This is a genomic window from Providencia sp. (assembly GCF_052096715.1).
Lineage (GTDB): Bacteria > Pseudomonadota > Gammaproteobacteria > Enterobacterales > Enterobacteriaceae > Providencia.
Window position 1 is genome coordinate 1 of record NZ_JBQDNB010000003.1, and the last position, 18,538, is coordinate 18,538.

17 protein-coding genes are annotated in these 18,538 nt (G+C 41.8%); 16 read left to right on the top strand and 1 reads right to left on the bottom strand.

Annotated features, from left to right (window positions below):
• Nucleotides 1-775: 775 nt before the first annotated feature.
• Nucleotides 776-1,933 (bottom strand): tRNA epoxyqueuosine(34) reductase QueG, encoded by a 1,158-nt coding sequence (queG, locus tag ACTH6U_RS03095; RefSeq protein WP_294104288.1) that lies wholly within the window; start codon nucleotides 1,931-1,933, stop codon nucleotides 776-778.
• Between the two features lie 216 nt (nucleotides 1,934-2,149).
• On the opposite strand from queG, the gene tsaE reads away from it, so the two are divergent.
• From tsaE to rplI, 16 genes are all read left to right on the top strand, one after another.
• On the top strand, nucleotides 2,150-2,614 hold the full coding sequence (tsaE, locus tag ACTH6U_RS03100; protein WP_294104287.1) for a tRNA (adenosine(37)-N6)-threonylcarbamoyltransferase complex ATPase subunit type 1 TsaE: 465 nt from the start codon (nucleotides 2,150-2,152) through the stop codon (nucleotides 2,612-2,614).
• A 14-nt stretch (nucleotides 2,615-2,628) separates the two neighbouring features.
• Complete coding sequence (gene amiB, locus ACTH6U_RS03105) at nucleotides 2,629-3,924, top strand: N-acetylmuramoyl-L-alanine amidase AmiB (RefSeq protein WP_441831572.1); 1,296 nt, start codon at nucleotides 2,629-2,631, stop codon at nucleotides 3,922-3,924.
• Between the two features lie 12 nt (nucleotides 3,925-3,936).
• On the top strand, nucleotides 3,937-5,910 hold the full coding sequence (gene mutL / locus ACTH6U_RS03110; RefSeq protein ID WP_441831573.1) for a DNA mismatch repair endonuclease MutL: 1,974 nt from the start codon (nucleotides 3,937-3,939) through the stop codon (nucleotides 5,908-5,910).
• Nucleotides 5,903-6,841: a tRNA (adenosine(37)-N6)-dimethylallyltransferase MiaA gene (gene miaA, locus ACTH6U_RS03115; RefSeq protein WP_294104279.1), complete on the top strand. Its 939-nt coding sequence runs from the start codon at nucleotides 5,903-5,905 to the stop codon at nucleotides 6,839-6,841. Before mutL ends, miaA begins: the two co-directional genes overlap by 8 nt.
• 235 nt (nucleotides 6,842-7,076) lie before the next feature.
• Entirely contained in the window at nucleotides 7,077-7,379 is a 303-nt protein-coding gene (gene hfq, locus ACTH6U_RS03120; protein ID WP_294104277.1) for an RNA chaperone Hfq, read from the top strand.
• A gap of 92 nt (nucleotides 7,380-7,471) precedes the next feature.
• Nucleotides 7,472-8,752, top strand: a complete 1,281-nt coding sequence (gene hflX / locus ACTH6U_RS03125) for a ribosome rescue GTPase HflX (protein WP_294350776.1) — start codon at nucleotides 7,472-7,474, stop codon at nucleotides 8,750-8,752.
• A 152-nt stretch (nucleotides 8,753-8,904) separates the two neighbouring features.
• Nucleotides 8,905-10,107, top strand: a complete 1,203-nt coding sequence (gene hflK, locus ACTH6U_RS03130; protein WP_441831574.1) for an FtsH protease activity modulator HflK — start codon at nucleotides 8,905-8,907, stop codon at nucleotides 10,105-10,107.
• Nucleotides 10,108-10,109: 2 nt separating this feature from the next.
• Nucleotides 10,110-11,114, top strand: a complete 1,005-nt coding sequence (gene hflC / locus ACTH6U_RS03135) for a protease modulator HflC (protein WP_294104269.1) — start codon at nucleotides 10,110-10,112, stop codon at nucleotides 11,112-11,114.
• Nucleotides 11,115-11,410: 296 nt separating this feature from the next.
• Nucleotides 11,411-12,712 (top strand): adenylosuccinate synthase, encoded by a 1,302-nt coding sequence (locus ACTH6U_RS03140; RefSeq protein ID WP_294104268.1) that lies wholly within the window; start codon nucleotides 11,411-11,413, stop codon nucleotides 12,710-12,712.
• A 447-nt stretch (nucleotides 12,713-13,159) separates the two neighbouring features.
• Nucleotides 13,160-13,582 carry a nitric oxide-sensing transcriptional repressor NsrR gene (nsrR, locus tag ACTH6U_RS03145; RefSeq protein ID WP_294104267.1) on the top strand — a complete coding sequence of 141 codons (423 nt, stop codon included), beginning with the start codon at nucleotides 13,160-13,162 and terminating at the stop codon, nucleotides 13,580-13,582.
• A gap of 40 nt (nucleotides 13,583-13,622) precedes the next feature.
• On the top strand, nucleotides 13,623-16,094 hold the full coding sequence (gene rnr / locus ACTH6U_RS03150) for a ribonuclease R (RefSeq protein WP_336429370.1): 2,472 nt from the start codon (nucleotides 13,623-13,625) through the stop codon (nucleotides 16,092-16,094).
• A 71-nt stretch (nucleotides 16,095-16,165) separates the two neighbouring features.
• Complete coding sequence (gene rlmB, locus ACTH6U_RS03155; RefSeq protein ID WP_294104264.1) at nucleotides 16,166-16,903, top strand: 23S rRNA (guanosine(2251)-2'-O)-methyltransferase RlmB; 738 nt, start codon at nucleotides 16,166-16,168, stop codon at nucleotides 16,901-16,903.
• Nucleotides 16,904-17,096: 193 nt separating this feature from the next.
• Entirely contained in the window at nucleotides 17,097-17,492 is a 396-nt protein-coding gene (gene rpsF, locus ACTH6U_RS03160) for a 30S ribosomal protein S6 (RefSeq protein ID WP_294104262.1), read from the top strand.
• Between the two features lie 7 nt (nucleotides 17,493-17,499).
• Complete coding sequence (gene priB / locus ACTH6U_RS03165; protein WP_294104260.1) at nucleotides 17,500-17,817, top strand: primosomal replication protein N; 318 nt, start codon at nucleotides 17,500-17,502, stop codon at nucleotides 17,815-17,817.
• A gap of 4 nt (nucleotides 17,818-17,821) precedes the next feature.
• The gene (gene rpsR / locus ACTH6U_RS03170; RefSeq protein WP_000135199.1) at nucleotides 17,822-18,049 is read left to right on the top strand and encodes a 30S ribosomal protein S18; all 228 of its coding nucleotides are present in this window, start codon (nucleotides 17,822-17,824) and stop codon (nucleotides 18,047-18,049) included.
• Between the two features lie 38 nt (nucleotides 18,050-18,087).
• Entirely contained in the window at nucleotides 18,088-18,537 is a 450-nt protein-coding gene (gene rplI / locus ACTH6U_RS03175; protein ID WP_294104240.1) for a 50S ribosomal protein L9, read from the top strand.
• The last annotated feature ends 1 nt before the right edge of the window (nucleotide 18,538 follow it).

Below are 18,538 nucleotides of genomic sequence, written 5' to 3' on the forward strand. Positions count from 1 at the left end.
AGCACGACCTTGCCAAGGTCGGGGTCGCGAGTTCGAGTCTCGTTTCCCGCTCCAAAAATTCAATTCAGTATATTGAAACTCTTATTTTTAAAATTCCAATCAGTGTCCTTATTCTTCCTATTTATATGCTTTTATCTCATTCCTTATGACTTAGTCAGTAAGATCATTCAAACTGTGATTAATTCTATAATATGCAATTTTTTGATCTCTTAATTCACTGAAAATAATGATCAATATCCATATTGGGATCTTTTTTAGATCTTGTTGGGGGTTTTTACTTGCATTCATTAACTCGTCACCATAGAATAGCCACCCCTTAGCAATAGGGCTATCAAGACAAACTCACGTTTTGCTTATATGAGTTTGAACATCGCATAAAAAGTGATTTTTTCATCGATTCAGTTAAATTTTCTTTACAACCTGATTTTTTCACATCATTAGTATGATTTGTTAACCTAAAATCAGCCTTATCATTAGTTTTTTATTATCGAATAGTTATCCACAGGACAATGATATTAAGGTTGTCGTTATCGCTATTTGAAATAAGTTATTACACAGAGTTATCCACAGGTTTGAATGTTAACAATTTAAGTATTGTCTTGAAGATATTAGCATTGAGGATTATGTAACAAATTGATTTAAATGTATTAATTTATTTATTCAAAATGTGCTAAGCATAGCTTGTAAATTCTTTACCTATTGTCTACTAAGCAATTTTTATTTTATTCACACTTATTTGACAAATTCTGAATTGAGATATATAGCCGCATTTTTTTTAAGCATCTCTCGGTAAACCTTTGGTAATAACGCGTACAAGTCGTTTTTGTTGTGAAGTCTGAATAGTAACTTGATTCTCCTCCCGACGATTAAGCTGTTGTAAAATGGCCCAATGAAAGTGCTCATCCAACATTTCATTGATACCCAGTTTTTCTTGTAATGCTAATACGATACGATCTTGATAGGCGGCATTACCTAACGCGACACTAATATTTCTTAGCCATTTTATGTAACCGATACGACGTATGGCTGAACCTTCCGTGACCCGTAAAAATTTCTCTTCATTCCAAGAAAAAAGATCAAGTAGCTCAGGTGTATGTAATGCTTGCCTTGGACTAAAATCTTCTTCATCTGTTAATTGAGAAAAACGATTCCATGGGCAAATCAGTTGGCAGTCATCACAGCCATAGATTCGATTACCCATCAATGAGCGGAATTCTTCAGGAATAGCAGTATCGAGCTCAATAGTTAGGTATGAAATACAGCGCCTAGCATCAATGGTATAAGGCTCGACAATTGCACCTGTTGGACAAGTTGTCATGCAGGCAACGCAGCGGCCACATTGTTCTTCAACGGGTTGATCAACGGGTAAGGGGAGATTGACCAACAATTCTCCCAAGAAAAACCAAGATCCGGCTTCTTGATTTAAAACTAAAGAATGTTTACCTGTCCAGCCTAAACCGGCCTTAACGGCCAGAGGACGTTCTAAAATAGGTGCAGAGTCAACAAAAGGGCGAAAGTTCAACGCATCTGGATAATCGAATTCAAGACAATAGGCTAAAATCTTATCCGCTAGTATTTTTAAGCGTTTTTTTAATAGCTTATGATAATCTCGACCGAGAGCATAACGGCTGACATAACCCAGATCTGGATTATTGAGAGTACTGGCGAAAGCGGCTTTTGCAGGAAGGTAATTCATACGGACGCTGATTACGCGTAAAGTTCCTGGATGTAGCTCATGAGGCCGAGCTCGCATCATGCCGTGGCGCTTCATCCATTCCATATCCCCATGATATTGTTTATCTAGCCATGCTTGCAGTTTGGGTTCTTCAAGGGATAAATCGGTATCGCAGATACCCACTTGCTGGAAGCCTGCTTCGATTCCCCATTGTTTAATATTTTGAACTAACGTGTTGAGATCGAGGAGTTTTGCCATCAAATTTTATCAAGGTCAGGGTGGATGCGGTTGGCACTCTATCATTTTCATGATGTTTAGCAAAATGAATGAAACTAAAATGCCTAAAGAAGTTAGGATCAATTATAGGATATTTCTGATCTCATGATTAGCACAATGTAAATTAAGAAAAATACACAGGTATAGGTTATTATAGACTGTAATATCTATATTCAAAATAAGTTGGCTATGACATCGATGAAAGAACGCACTCTACAATTGGCGAATGAAGAGCAAACTGTTGCGTTGGGACGCGCTGTTGCGAAGGCTTGCCACCAAGCTACGATCATTAACCTTTATGGGGATCTTGGCGCGGGGAAAACAACATTTAGTCGTGGTTTCTTACAGGCACTAGGCCATAAAGGGCATGTAAAAAGTCCAACTTACACATTAGTTGAGCCTTACGAATTAGCCGATAGACAAGTATTTCACTTTGATCTATATCGTTTAGCGGATCCTGAAGAACTTGAATTTATGGGAATTCGCGACTATTTTTCTGAAAATTCGATCTGTCTGGTTGAATGGCCACAGCAAGGTAAAGGTTTTTTACCTCAAGCAGATCTTGAGCTCCATCTGACATATCAAGGTGAGGGGCGTCAGGCTCACTTTGTCGCTCTTTCAGTATATGGGGAGTCGTTGTTAGAAGCATTGCAGGTACTCTAAGGAATTTATCGCTCATGTTGAATGCATTTATGATTAGAATAACAAAGAAAAGTCTTTTTTCTTTTCTGCTACTGTTTATGGTATCCATTTTGTGGGGGTTTACATCACAAGCACAGGCCGCCGCATTATCAAATATTCAAGTAAACAATAGTCCTTCACAGTCTCTTGTGACGCTAACATTTATTGATGGTAAGCCTGATTACTCATATTTTCCTTTGCATTCACCTGAGCGTCTTGTCATTGATGTTAAACAACGTGGAGAAATTGTTGGATTGCCTTTGACGTTACCATCAGGTGATTTGGTTAAGTTAGTGCGTGCTAGCCAACCCGCCGATAGCCAACATAAACGTATTGTTTTAGAATTATCACAAGCGGCAAAAACTAAAGCTGTGCTGAAACAAGTTTCAGGTCAGTATCAATTGGAGTTGACCGTTTCGACGGGGAAAGCTAACTCATCGACTGTCTTTAATAATACTGCTGTACCTCGCCAATCTGTGAATAATAACCTACCAGTTTTGCAAGATAAGCCACTTAAAATGAATACGCCGGCGATGGAGCCTGCGCCTGTTGCGGTTAAAAATAAAACGATGCCTAAAGGCTCGAAACAAGTAGTTATCGCTATTGATGCAGGGCATGGGGGGAAAGACCCCGGTGCAATTGGTAAAAATGGTTATAAGGAAAAAGACGTTACGCTAAGTGTTTCGCGTAAGTTGTATCAAAAACTTGCCGCAGATCCGATGTTTACACCTGTAATGACACGAGACAGTGATTATTTTATTTCTGTCAGTGGTCGCTCTGATGTTGCTCGTAAAAAGAATGCCAACATGTTGGTATCCATTCATGCGGACTCAGCACCCAATAGCAGCGCTCGCGGTGCTTCGGTTTGGGTATTATCAAACCGTCGAGCGAATAGTGAGTTGGGTAGCTGGCTTGAACAACGTGAAAAACAATCTGAATTATTAGGTGGTGCAGGGGATGCGCTTAGTGGTGCTGACCCATATTTGAGTCAAGCCGTTTTAGATTTGCAGTTTGGTCATTCACAACGAGTCGGCTATGACGTTGCGGTTCAAGTTATCCAGCAACTCAGAAAAGTGGGTAATATTCATAAGAAAACGCCAGAACATGCAAGTCTTGGGGTATTACGTTCACCGGATATTCCCTCGATCTTAGTCGAAACTGGATTTATTAGTAATGCCGCAGAAGAGCAGCTACTTAAATCAAATGATTATCAAGAAAAAGTCGCTGAGGCTATTCATCAAGGATTACGCCAATATTTTTTAGCTAACCCGATACAAGCAGCGCCTAAATAAGAGGTTTGAGCAATGGCAATTCATATTCTCTCCCCTCAATTAGCGAATCAAATTGCGGCAGGTGAAGTGGTCGAAAGACCTGCATCTGTCGTTAAAGAGCTAGTTGAAAATAGCCTTGATGCTAAGGCGACACGTATTGATATCGATATTGAGCGTGGTGGAGAGAAGCTTATTCGTATCCGAGACAATGGCTGCGGTATTAGTAAAGATGAGTTAATACTTGCTCTAGCGCGTCATGCAACGAGTAAAATTGCCACATTAGATGATCTTGAAGCCATTATGAGTATGGGATTTCGTGGTGAAGCACTGGCGAGTATTAGTTCGGTTTCACGGCTGACCTTGACCTCAAAACCTGCGGAACAAACCGAAGCATGGCAATCCTATGCGGAAGGCCGTGATATGCAAGTTTCTGTAAAACCAGCGGCTCATCCTAATGGCACAACGGTAGAAGTGTTAGATTTATTCTACAATACGCCAGCTCGGCGCAAGTTTATGCGTACAGAAAAAACAGAATTTGGCCATATTGACGAAATTGTTCGCCGTATTGCGTTATCACGCCCAGATGTTGCCATTAACCTTAGCCATAATGGAAAGTTGGTTAAGCAATATCGTGCGGCTAATGATGATAAACAACAAGAAAAACGCTTAGCAACAATTTGTGGTACTGGCTTTATGCAAGGGGCGCTTGCACTTTCATGGGAACATAGCGACTTAGGAATTAAAGGTTGGGTGGTTTCGCCATCGAGCACACCAGTTAGTGAAATTCAGTATTGTTATGTGAATGGGCGAATGATGCGAGATAGGTTAATTAATCACGCGATCCGCCAAGCTTATGAAGGCCATTTAGATGAGAATCAACAACCTGCCTATGTACTATATTTAACTATCGATCCGAAACAAGTTGATGTTAACGTACATCCAGCAAAGCATGAGGTACGTTTTCATCAGGCAAGATTAATTCATGACTTTATTTATCAAGCGGTTCGTACGGCATTGATGAGCACATTAGCGGTTGATGAACTCCCCGGTATTGAATCTGCATCGACGGAAATAGCAAATCGTTCTTCTGCTGGTGATAATTATTTTTCATCAACGCATAAAGTTACGCAGCCAAAGGTTTCTCATCAAAATACGCGTCATGATATATCAGCTAAAGAGCCTAAAGTTGCCTATACTGATGTGACAGAATCTTGCGCCACTTCTGATGCCACTCCGGCCGTTTCTCAGGCCAAACAATCGAATTATGCGCAAGAAAAAATGAGTGAAGGGAATATAGCACCCACTTATGATCGTAAAGCAGGGCAACTTTATCAAAGTTTGATGTCAATCCCAGTGGCAAAAGAGGATAAAAAGCCTCTGTTTCCAGCGCGACAACCTCTCGCTGGTATTGCAGTTGCTTCTGAACAGGTTGCAAAAAATGCGGATAACTACCAATTTGGTAAAGTCTTGACAATTTACGCAAAAAACTTTGCATTAATTGAGTCTTCATTGGGCCTAATGCTGTTATCCTTAACTGAAGCTAATTTCTTGTTGAGATTATCTCAGTTGTCGCCTAATGGTGAGGCATTAAAACCTCAACCACTGTTAATACCCTTAAAATTGTCACTTAATCGTGATGAAATTGAGATTTTACAGCGATACAAGGAACAATTGACACTATTTGGTATCGAAGCCACGATATTTCATGGAAAAGTAACAATTCATACGGTATCGTTACCATTAAGAACACAAAATTTATCACAGCTTTTTTCTGATTTAATTATTTTTTTGTCTACAAAAGAAAGTGTAACGCACGAAGATATCGCACAATGGTTAGCTAAAGCGATTTCGCAGACAAAAACCGAAGAAAGTTGGAATTTAGCGCAGGCTGTTCAGTTACTCGCAGATGTTGAGCGGATTTGTCCGCAGTGGGTTCAAAATCCACCATCAACATTATTACAATTAATTAATTTACAATCCGTGGTAGCGACACTAACAAATGAGTGATTTAGTAACTCAAAAAAGGCCTGATGCAATATTCCTGATGGGCCCTACGGCTTCAGGTAAAACAGCTTTAGCGATTGAGCTTTGTCAGAGATTGCCTGTCGAGGTTATTAGTGTCGATTCGGCATTAATTTATCGTGGCATGGATATCGGTACGGCAAAGCCAAATCAAGATGAACTTAGTCAAGCGCCACATCATTTGATTGATATTCTTGACCCATCATTGCCTTATTCCGCCGCTGATTTTCGGCGTGATGCATTGAATGTAATGGGAGAAATTACGGCGAGAGGTAATATTCCATTATTGGTGGGCGGTACAATGCTTTATTTTAAAGCATTGCTTGAAGGCCTTTCTCCATTGCCTTCTGCTGATCAGGCTATACGTGAAGAAATTGAAAATATAGCACGCGAACAAGGATGGTCCGAAGTGCATCGCCGTTTAGCTGAGGTAGATCCTGTGGCTGCGGCTAGGATTCATCCTAATGATCCGCAAAGATTATCCCGGGCTTTAGAGGTATATCTCATTTCGGGACAAACTTTGACTGAAATGACACAAACAGCGGGTGAAGAATTACCTTATAATGTGTTTCAGTTTGCTATTGCGCCCCAAGATCGTAAAATTTTACATGAGCGTATTGAGCAGCGTTATCATTTGATGTTAGACGCTGGTTTCGAAGAGGAAGTTCGTGCTCTTTATAATCGAGGTGATCTCCATGCCGATTTACCTTCGATCCGTTGTGTCGGATATCGGCAAATGTGGTCATATCTCGATGGCGAAATAGATTATGATGAAATGGTTTATCGGGGAATTTGTGCAACACGCCAATTGGCAAAACGCCAAATTACCTGGTTGAGAGGTTGGGAGAACATTCACAGGTTAGATAGTGAACAATCCCAGCATGCGCTTAAAGCGGTTATGCAGGTATTAGCGTAGATAATTCGTGTTGTGTGTAGGCAGTAAGTGAAGCTTCTTCTAGAAACAGAACAAAGGCTATGACTAGGAGCGCTGAGAAGTCTAACACTTAAGCAACTTGAAGCATGACGAGTATATACGTGCATAGGGCTATTGTTTGTGTGTACAATTAGAACGTTAAGCGCAATTTTTGAGTAGTTAATTTTTGGAATCGTAAGGTTCTCATTTAAAAACAACAAAATAAGGAAAACATAGAATGGCTAAGGGGCAATCTTTGCAAGATCCGTTCCTGAACGCATTACGTCGTGAAAGGGTTCCGGTATCTATTTATCTCGTTAATGGCATCAAATTGCAGGGACAAATTGAATCTTTTGATCAATTTGTCATTTTACTGAAAAATACGGTTAGTCAGATGGTTTATAAACATGCTATCTCTACCGTTGTCCCTGCTCGTCCTGTTTCTCACCATAGTGGCACTCCTACTGCTGGTGGCGCAGGCAATAGCAATTACCATTCAGGTGGTACTCCTGCAGCGCAGGATGGCGAAGTTACTGAGTAAGTTTGCACGCTAAAATATAAGGAAAACATAGGTAGGGAGACTATACCTGTGTTTTTCCTTTGCAATTATTGTTTAGCCTAAGAGGTTATATCTTGTTTGATAGGTATGAAGGCGGTGAACTAGCTGTATTAGTACATGTCTTTTTTGCTCAAGAAAAAGACACTGAAAATCTGGCAGAATTTGAGTCACTAGTGACTTCTGCGGGAGTAAAACCAGTACAAATAGTCACAGGCAGTCGTAAGGCTCCCCATGCTAAGTTTTTTGTGGGTGAAGGCAAAGCCGAAGAAATCGCCGAAGCGGTTGAAGCAAGCGGTGCGGATGTGGTGTTGTTTAATCATACGCTAAGCCCTGCTCAAGAACGTAATCTCGAAAGGATTTGCCAATGTAGGGTTATTGACCGTACAGGGGTGATTTTAGATATTTTTGCTCAACGAGCGCGTACACACGAAGGTAAACTTCAAGTTGAGTTAGCTCAATTACGGCATTTATCCACTCGTTTAGTGAGAGGATGGACGCACCTTGAACGTCAAAAAGGCGGGATAGGCTTACGTGGCCCAGGCGAAACCCAACTTGAGACAGACCGTCGGTTACTGAAAGATAAGATTAAACAAATCTTGTCTCGCCTTAGCCGAGTAGAACGACAGCGTGAACAAGGGCGTCAGGCGAGAAATAAAGCGGATATTCCGACTATTTCTCTTGTTGGTTATACCAACGCCGGTAAATCAAGTTTATTTAACCGGATGACCGCTTCTGATGTTTATGCTGCAGACCAACTATTTGCAACACTCGATCCAACACTTCGTCGTATTAATGTTGAAGATGTGGGTGTCGTCGTACTTGCAGATACTGTGGGTTTTATTCGCCAATTACCGCACGATTTAGTCGCTGCTTTCAAAGCAACATTGCAAGAAACTCGTGAAGCAACACTATTGCTACACGTTATCGATGCAGTCGATAATCGCTTAGATGAAAATATCCGGGCGGTCGAAAGTGTGTTGGAAGAAATCGAAGCGGATGAAATCCCTGTACTATTAGTCATGAACAAAGTTGATATGCTGGAAGATTTTGTCCCGCGTATTGACAGAAACGAGGATAACAAGCCAGTTCGTGTTTGGGTTTCAGCACAAACAGGTGAAGGTATCCCCTTGCTGCTACAAGCATTAACGGAACGCCTTTCAGGTGAAATCGCACATTTTGAATTGCGTTTACCACCAAACGAAGGTCGTTTGCGTAGTCGTTTTTATCACCTTCAATCTATTGAACGTGAATGGCTGGAGGAAGACGGCTCAATTGGCCTTGAGGTGCGTATGCCAATGGTGGATTGGCGACGTTTATGTAAGCAAGAGCAGCAGTTACCTAGTTATGTTATTTAAATTGAATTAAATTTAAATTAGCAAAACTAGGCAATGGAATTGATATTAAGAGCCTAATATACCCAAAATAATGAAAAATGCCTGAGGCAGCTTAAATTATAATGAGTATCGCTCTTAGCCCTGAAAATCAATCATAAGAATGGAGCTAAAACATGGCGTGGAATCAGCCCGGTAATGACGGACAAGACCGCGATCCGTGGGGAAGCGGCAATAAAGGCGGCAACTCTGGCGGGAATAAAGGCGGTCGGAAACGTGGGGCTTTTGATCTCGACGATTTCTTTCGTAATCTAGGTAGCAAACTTGGCGGCAACAAAGGTAGCGGCGGTGGTGATGGCGAAAATAAACAGCCATTACGTATCAGCGGTCGACTGGGTATGTTGGCAATTGCTGTTATCGTCGTTGTATGGGCAGGATCGGGTTTCTATACCATTAAAGAAAGTGACCGTGGCGTAGTTTTACGTTTTGGTGAATATAGTGGTGTTGTTGGACCTGGTTTGAACTGGAAACCAACTTTTATTGATAGAGTTGAGCCTGTTAACGTAGAAACTGTTCGTGAACAAGCTACAAACGGTATGATGCTAACATCAGATGAAAACGTTATTCGCGTTGAAATGAACGTGCAATATCGTGTCACTGATCCTGCGGAATATCTGTTTAGCGTGACCAATCCAGATAATAGTTTACGTCAAGCGCTAGACAGTGCTGTACGTGGTGTTATCGGTCAATCCGAAATGGAACAAGTGCTAACAGCAAATCGTGCATTTATTCGTGACGAGACGCAAAGAGAATTAGAGTCAACAATTGCACCATATAAAATGGGTATCACATTGCTTGACGTCAACTTCCAAGCAGCGCGTCCACCTGAAGATGTTAAAGCGGCATTTGATGATGTGATTTCAGCAAGAGAAGAAGAACAAAAAACAATTCGTGAAGCGCATGCTTACCGAAATGAAGTTCTGCCACTTGCGAAAGGTAACGCACAAAAAATGATTGAAGAAGCCGAAGCTTATAAAGCCAGTGTGGTCTTTAAAGCAGAGGGTGAGGTGGCAAGCTTTGCTAAAATGCTACCTGAATATCGTGCTGCACCAGAAATTACGCGTGAGCGTCTATACATCGATACGATGGAGCGTGTTTTAAGTAACACACGTAAAGTTATTGCTAATGATAAGAGCAACAGCATGTTAGTTCTGCCTCTTGATCAATTACTGCGTGAAAGCAAAGCTTCAGCTGCTAAAGGAGCTTCGTCCGCAAGAATGGAAACCCAAAGCAATAATAGCTCATCATCGAATAGTGCGGTATCAACGCAATCAAGCAGCGATATTCGTGGCGGTGCGGCTAGAGTAGGGAGACAATAATCATGCGTAAATCATTTATTTTTATCGTTATTGCCATTTTGGCAGTCGCATACGCATCTATTTTTATTGTTCCTCAAACGGATCGTGGCATTGTGTTACGTTTTGGTAAGGTTCTACGTGATTCTGAAAACAAACCGATCATTTATGAGCCGGGTTTACATTTCAAAGTACCATTCCTTGAAACTGTGAAAATGTTAGATGCGCGTATTCAGACACTAGAAATTCAAGCTGACCGTTATTTAACAAGTGAAAACAAAGACTTAATGGTGGATTCATACTTGAAATGGCGTGTGACTGACTTCAGTCGTTACTATGTGGCGACGGGCGGCGGTAATCCATTCCAAGCAGAGACACTGTTAAAACGTAAATTTAGTGACCGTTTACGTTCTGAGTTTGGTCGTTTGAGTGTCAAAGACATTATTACAGATTCACGTGGCCGTTTAACTGTAGATGTTCGTGATGCACTGAATAAAGGAACAGCGACAGACGAAGCAACGAAAGATGCAGATGCTGCTATTGCTTCTGCGGCTGCACGTGTTGAACAAGAAACTAACTTAAAGCCGCTGGTTGTTAATGCGAACAGTATGGCTGCATTAGGTATTGAAGTTGTTGACGTACGTATTAAACGTATTGAACTGCCTAATGAGGTTTCTGAAGCAATTTATGCACGTATGCGTGCAGAGCGTGAAGCAGTTGCTCGTCAGCATCGTTCACAAGGTCAGGAAGAAGCAACGAAAATTCGTGCGGTAGCTGATAAGACCGTGACGGAAACTCTGGCTAAATCTGAGCGTACTGCGCTGACTTACCGAGGTGAAGGTGATGCAATGGCAACTAAACTGTTTGCTGATGCATTTAATCAAGATCCAGAGTTCTATGCCTTTATTCGTAGCCTACGTGCTTATGAGCAAAGTTTCAAAAGTGGTGAAGATATTATGGTCCTAAGTCCGGACACAGACTTCTTCCGCTTTATGAAAGCGCCAACTAAGTTACGTGCGGCGAGCGAATAAACTTTGTACTAAAAAGTAAACAGATTAAGTTGCGTGCAACGGACTAAAATAACTGTTAAGCTATTAAAGAAAAGCCCGCTTCGGTGGGCTTTTTTTCGCCTGTCGTTTTAAGTCTAAGATTTTTCAGGGAAAATTTTAGCGGCTCAGCATGTAAATACACATTTTGAGTTTACGGCAGAAATAAATACCATTTTACTTGCTTTCCAGAAAAAAATTTTTGCAATGCTTAAATTATCACTGGAACAGTTTATTTTTGATGGTAGAATTCATTTTTAAGCAACCGAGTGAATTTCGAAATGGGTAAGAACGTTGTCGTACTGGGCACCCAATGGGGTGACGAAGGAAAGGGCAAGATAGTTGACTTGCTGACAGAGCGTGCTAAATACGTAGTTCGCTATCAGGGCGGCCATAATGCTGGCCATACTCTTGTTGTAAACGGTGAAAAAACCGTTCTCCACTTAATTCCATCCGGTATTCTTCGTGAAAACGTCATCAGTATTATTGCTAATGGTGTCGTTCTTGCGCCTGATGCACTGATGAAAGAGATGAAAGAATTGGAAGACCGCGGTGTTCCTGTTCGTGAACGCTTACATATTTCTGAAGCCTGCCCACTGATCCTGCCTTATCATGTTGCATTAGATAATGCGCGTGAAAAAGCGCGTGGCGCTAAAGCTATCGGCACAACAGGTCGTGGTATCGGTCCTGCTTATGAAGATAAAGTTGCTCGTCGCGGTCTGCGCGTTGGTGATTTATTCGATAAAGCAACATTTGCTGAAAAACTGAAAGAAATTGTTGAATATCATAATTTCCAACTGGTTAATTACTACAAAGAGCCAGCGGTTGATTATCAAAAAACACTCGACGATATTATGGCAGTTGCCGATATTCTAACTGGTATGGTCGTTGATGTTTCTGATCTGCTGTATAAAGCACATCTGAAAAATGAATTTGTCATGTTCGAAGGTGCACAAGGCACTTTACTGGATATTGACCACGGTACATATCCATATGTGACCTCTTCAAACACTACCGCGGGTGGCGTTGCAACAGGTTCAGGCTTAGGCCCACGTTATGTAAACTATGTATTAGGTATTATTAAAGCTTACTCTACTCGTGTTGGTGCTGGTCCATTCCCAACTGAGCTTTTCGATGAGATAGGTGAATTCCTACGTGAAAAAGGTCAAGAGTTTGGTGCTACAACAGGCCGTAAGCGTCGTACTGGTTGGTTAGATATCGTTGCAATTAATCGCGCGGTACAAATTAACTCACTATCAGGCTTCTGCATGACTAAACTTGATGTTTTAGATGGTTTAGACGAAGTTAAAATCTGTGTGGGTTACCGTCGTCCAGATGGCAAAGTGCTAGAAACTACGCCATTAGCAGCGGATGAGTGGGTTGGTTTAGAGCCAGTTTACGAATCAATGCCAGGTTGGAATGAAACTACGTTTGGCGTGAAAGAAAGAGCTCTGTTACCACAAGCTGCTCTTAACTTCATTAAGCGTGTTGAAGATTTAACCGGTATTCCAGTTGATATTATCTCAACAGGTCCAGATCGTTCTGAAACGATGATCCTGCGTGACCCGTTTGATGTTGAGTAATAAAACTGACAGCGCTCTTAATGGGCGCTGTTTTTTTATTTCATTGTCATCATCTTAATTTCCCTTCCTCCGTTATAAATCCCCTTTGATAAAACATCAGAAATTCAACATAATGACGAATAAAAGTGAATGTTCTGTGTAATTGGATACATATTTGCCCTTGGTAATAAGCTAAACTGTCAATACCGTTATACTTCAAGTCACAGCAACTTGAATGATTTAGCTTATAATATGTTATGTATGCTTATGCGGTTGTGTAGTATTGTTATTGTTGACTTCTTTTTGATGTCAACCTTGTAATATCGAGCTCAGGCTATATCTAACTTTAAGATATCGTTGAGAGTTGGATATTTTAAATAGGTTGTTTGCGCTTTTGAATAAATTATTTTGATGAGAGTCGATAAATCGGCGACCTGAAAGTAAACAGCCAAAAATTTTGAGGTGATTGTGCAGCTTACTAGTTTTACAGATTATGGGTTACGAGCGCTTATTTATCTTGCATCGCTCCCTGAAGGAAAAATGACTAGCATTACACAAGTCACTGATGTATATGGTGTCTCTCGTAACCATATGGTTAAAATTATTAATCAACTCAGTCATCTCGGTTATATTAAAGCCACTCGTGGCAAAAATGGCGGCATCACTCTTGGCCAGCCAGCAGAATCAATTCGTATAGGGGATGTCGTCAGAGCACTTGAACCCCTAACCCTTGTTAATTGTAGTGGCGAGTTTTGTCATATTACGCCTGCGTGTCGTTTAAAAAGCGTACTTCAGCAGGCAATACAACAGTTTTTACAAGAACTTGATCAATATACGCTGGCGGATATGGTGAAAGATAACAGTCCGCTCTATCAATTACTGCTTGATTAATATCGCAGTAGTTATGAATTCTGATGACACGGAGGTAACGATGTCACAAGATCCTTTCCAGGAAAGAGAAGCAGAAAAATACGAATCCCCGATTCCTAGCCGAGAATTTATTCTCGATCTTCTCTCTAAACGTAGTACACCAGCTAGTCGCGAAGAAATCGCTGAAATATTAAACTTATCGACTGAAGATGAGTTAGAAGCTTTACGTCGTCGCTTAAGAGCGATGGAACGTGATGGACAATTAGTTTTTACACGTCGTAAATGCTATGCATTACCTGAACGCTTAGATTTACTGAAAGGTAAAGTTATTGGCCACCGAGACGGATATGGCTTTTTACGCGTAGAAGGTAAAAAAGAAGATTACTATTTATCTCAAGAAGAGATGAAACGTGCGTTGCACGGTGATGTTATTTTGGCTCAACCTCATGGACAAGACCGTAAAGGTCGTACCGAAGTCCGTGTAGTTCGCGTGCTTGAACCAAGAAATAATCAAATTGTTGGTCGCTATTTTATTGAAGCCGGTATGGGCTTTGTTGTCCCTGATGACAGCCGTCTTAGCTTTGATATTTTGATCCCTAAAGAGCAAAATTGTGGCGCAAGAATGGGTAATGTTGTTGTTGTCGAGTTAGTCACAAGGCCACAACGTCGCTCTCAAGCAGTCGGCAACATCATTGAAATTCTGGGTGAAGCCATGGGAACGGGTATTGCGGTTGAAATCGCATTACGTACTCACGAAATTCCACATTCATGGCCAGCACAGGTAGAAAAACAAGTTGCTGATTTGAATGAAAATGTACCTGAATCCGCTAAAAAAGGCCGGGTTGATTTACGCAAGTTGCCATTAGTAACTATTGATGGCGAAGACGCGCGTGACTTTGATGATGCGGTTTATTGTGAACCGAAAAAAGGTGGCGGCTGGCGTTTATGGGTTGCTATCGCGGATGTGAGTTATTATGTGCGTCCGCAAACTGCATTAGATACGGAAGCACGTAGCCGTGGTAACTCGGTTTATTTTCCGTCACAAGTTGTACCTATGTTGCCGGAAGTATTGTCAAATGGCCTATGTTCATTGAACCCAGGGGTTGATCGTCTCTGTATGGTTTGTGAAATGACCGTTTCAGAGTCGGGTCGTTTGTCATCGTATAAATTTTATGAAGCGGTGATGAGCTCTCATGCTCGATTGACTTACACTAAAGTGTGGAAAATTTTACAGGGCGATGAAGAGTTACGTGAGCACTATAAAGCATTAGTGCCACATATTGAGCATTTGCATCAATTGTATAAAACATTAGATAGTGCGCGTATTGAACGTGGGGCAATTTCTTTTGAATCAGAAGAAGCTAAGTTTATCTTTAATGCAGAGCGCCGTATTGAACGTATTGAGCCTGTTGAAAGAAACGATGCGCACAAATTGATTGAAGAGTGCATGATTTTAGCGAATATTGCTGCTGCACGATATGTTGAGAAAAACGAAGAACCGGCGCTATACCGCGTGCATGATCGTCCAAAAGAAGAAAGCGTGATGAACTTGCGCTCCGTCTTTAGTGAATTAGGACTGACTTTACCAGGTGGAATGAAACCTGAGCCGAAAGATTATGCGCAGGTGATGAAAGATGTTGCAGAACGTCCTGATCACGAATTATTGCAAACGATGATTTTGCGTTCTATGAAACAGGCTATCTATGATCCAGAAAATCGCGGTCACTTTGGACTAGCACTGAAATCATATGGTCATTTTACATCACCAATTCGTCGTTATCCTGACTTATCATTGCATCGTGGTATTAAATACCTATTAGAAAAAGAGCATGGCAACTCAGGTAAACATTGGACGGAAACTGGCGGTTGGCACTATGACATGGAAAGCATGTTGCAGCTGGGTGAACATTGTTCACTGACTGAACGTCGTGCCGATGAAGCCACTCGTGATGTAGCTGATTGGCTGAAATGTGATTTTATGCAAGATCATGTTGGTGAGGTATTCACTGGGCTTATCACGAGTGTGACAGGCTTTGGTTTCTTTGTCCGTTTAAACGACCTATTTATCGATGGGCTGGTGCATATTTCAACGCTTGATAACGATTATTATCGCTATGATGCTGTTGGGCAGCGCTTGATTGGTGAATCATCGAGCACAACTTATCGATTAGGTGATGAAGTTGAGATCCGTGTCGAAGCTGTTCATATGGAAGAACGCACAATTGATTTCGCATTAATTTCGACAACGCGTAAAGCAAAAAATCCGGGTAAAACGGGTCGAGATAGAGCTAAAAAAGAAGTGAAAGGTGCGACGCGTCCTCCTCGTAGAAAAGGGGCGGCAAGTAAAGAGAAAAACTTCGAGCCAGACGCTGCTTTTCGTCGTTCAGAGAAAAAAGGTAAAGGTAGTGACCAAAAATCTGAAGTGAAAGATCAGGCTAAAAGTAAAAAACCGTCGGATAAAACCAAAAAAATTAGTGCAAAATTACAAGCAAAACGTGTCGCGAAAAAATCCTCCAAAAAAGCGGATAATTGAGTTTTGACCGGTTTGTTCATTAAGTAAGGTGGCCGAGGCCACCTTTAACTCCCTCAACACAAAAGATATTTATGAGCGAAATTATTTATGGCGTTCACGCAGTGAAAGCCTTGCTTGAGAGTTCTCCTCAGCGCATTAAAGAAGTGTTTATTTTAAAAGGTCGTGAAGATCGTCGTTTGCTATCTGTGGCTCGTGAAGTTGAAGCGCTAGGTATTGTTGTGCAAGTGGCAAATAAACAGTGGATGGATTCTCAGACTGAAGGTGGAGTACATCAAGGTATTATTGCCAATGTCCTGCCGGGTAAACAGTATCAAGAGGGGGATTTACCCGATTTACTCGAAAAAATCGAGTCTCCTTTTTTACTGATCCTTGATGGCGTGACTGATCCACATAATCTTGGTGCTTGCTTACGTAGTGCCGATGCTGCGGGTGTTCATGCCGTTATCGTTCCGAAAGATAAGTCAGCTCAATTGAATGCGACAGCTAAAAAAGTGGCAAGTGGTGCAGCTGAAAACGTTCCACTTATTCGTGTCACAAATTTGGCGAGAACATTACGTTTGCTGCAAGAATATAATGTTTGGATTGTCGGTACGGCGGGTGAAGCTGATCATAATCTATATCAGAGCAAACTGGATGGCCCTCTTGCGCTTGTAATGGGTGCAGAAGGTGAAGGTATGCGCCGCCTGACTCGTGAGCACTGCGATGAGCTTATTAGCATTCCAATGGCAGGTTCAGTCTCATCACTGAACGTTTCTGTTGCAACAGGTGTGTGTTTGTTTGAAGCTGTTCGTCAGCGTTTGGCAAAATAAGTTATCAATATAACTTAGCTAAATAAGCGAATATTAAAATATTAGTTTAATTTAGCTTCCATCCCTTGAGTTTTTCTTCAGGGATGGGTATAGTTACGCGTCAATTTTTTAGCCGCACTCAATAAGTTCCTTGCCTCCGCGGGCCGCGGTTAACCCTGACAGGAGGCTAATAATCCGTAAGGAGCAACTACTCATGCGTCATTACGAAATCGTTTTTATGGTCCATCCTGACCAAAGCGAACAGGTTCCGGGCATGATCGAGCGTTACAGTGCTACAATCACTAACGCGCAAGGTCAAATTCACCGTCTGGAAGACTGGGGCCGCCGTCAACTGGCTTATCCAATCAATAAACTGCACAAAGCACACTATGTTCTTCTGAACGTAGAAGCTCCACAGGAAGCGATTGATGAGCTGGAAACTAACTTCCGCTTCAACGATGCCGTTATCCGCAGCATGGTTATGCGCGTTAAACACGCGGTGACAGAAGCTTCTTCTATGGTTAAAGCTAAAGACGAACGTCGCGGCCGTGACCAATCTGATGATTATCAGGATGAAGAAACTGAAGAAGCTGGGGATTCTGAAGAGTAATTGACAGGTGACCACTAATCGTTTGGTGCTAACAGGCACAGTCTGTAAAGCATTGATTCGAAAAGTGAGTCCATCGGGCATTCCTCACTGCCAGTTTGTTTTAGAACATCGTTCACAACAACTGGAAGCCGGAATGTCTAGGCAAGCATGGTGCAGAATGCCCATAATTGTCAGTGGACAAGCCTTGCAATCCCATACTCAGAGTATAACGGTCGGCAGTTGGATTACCGTTACCGGTTTCATTAGTACCCATCAGGGTCGTAATGGAATCAGTAAATTAGTTCTCCATGCCGAGCAGATTGAATTGATAGATTCTGGAGACTAGCCATATGGCACGTTATTTCCGTCGTCGCAAGTTCTGCCGTTTCACAGCGGAAGGCGTTCAAGAGATAGACTATAAAGATATCGCAACGCTGAAAAACTACATCACTGAAAGTGGTAAAATTGTACCAAGCCGTATCACCGGTACTCGTGCAAAATATCAGCGTCAGCTCGCTCGTGCTATCAAGCGCGCTCGCTACCTGTCTCTGTTACCATACACTGATCGTCATCAGTAATTGGTACTGTCCATTAACGACTTTAAGAGGATAAGGTAATGCAAGTTATTCTGCTTGATAAAGTAGCTAACCTAGGTAGCCTGGGTGATCAGGTTAACGTTAAATCGGGCTATGCTCGTAACTTCTTAGTACCACAGGGTAAAGCTGTTCCTGCGACTAAGAAAAACATCGAATTCTTCGAAGCTCGCCGCGCTGAATTGGAAGCTAAATTAGCTGACGTTCTCGCAGCAGCACAGGCTCGTGCAGCAGCAGTTACTGCGCTGGGTTCTGTTACTCTAGCTTCTAAAGCTGGTGACGAAGGTAAATTATTTGGTTCAATCGGTACTCGTGATATCGCTGATGCAGTTACTGCAGCTGGCGTTGCTATCGCGAAAAGCGAAGTTCGCCTGCCAAATGGCGTTCTGCGTACAACTGGTGACCATGTAGTTCACTTCCAGTTACACAGTGATGTTTTCGCTGAGCTTAACGTTATCATCGTTTCTGAGTAAT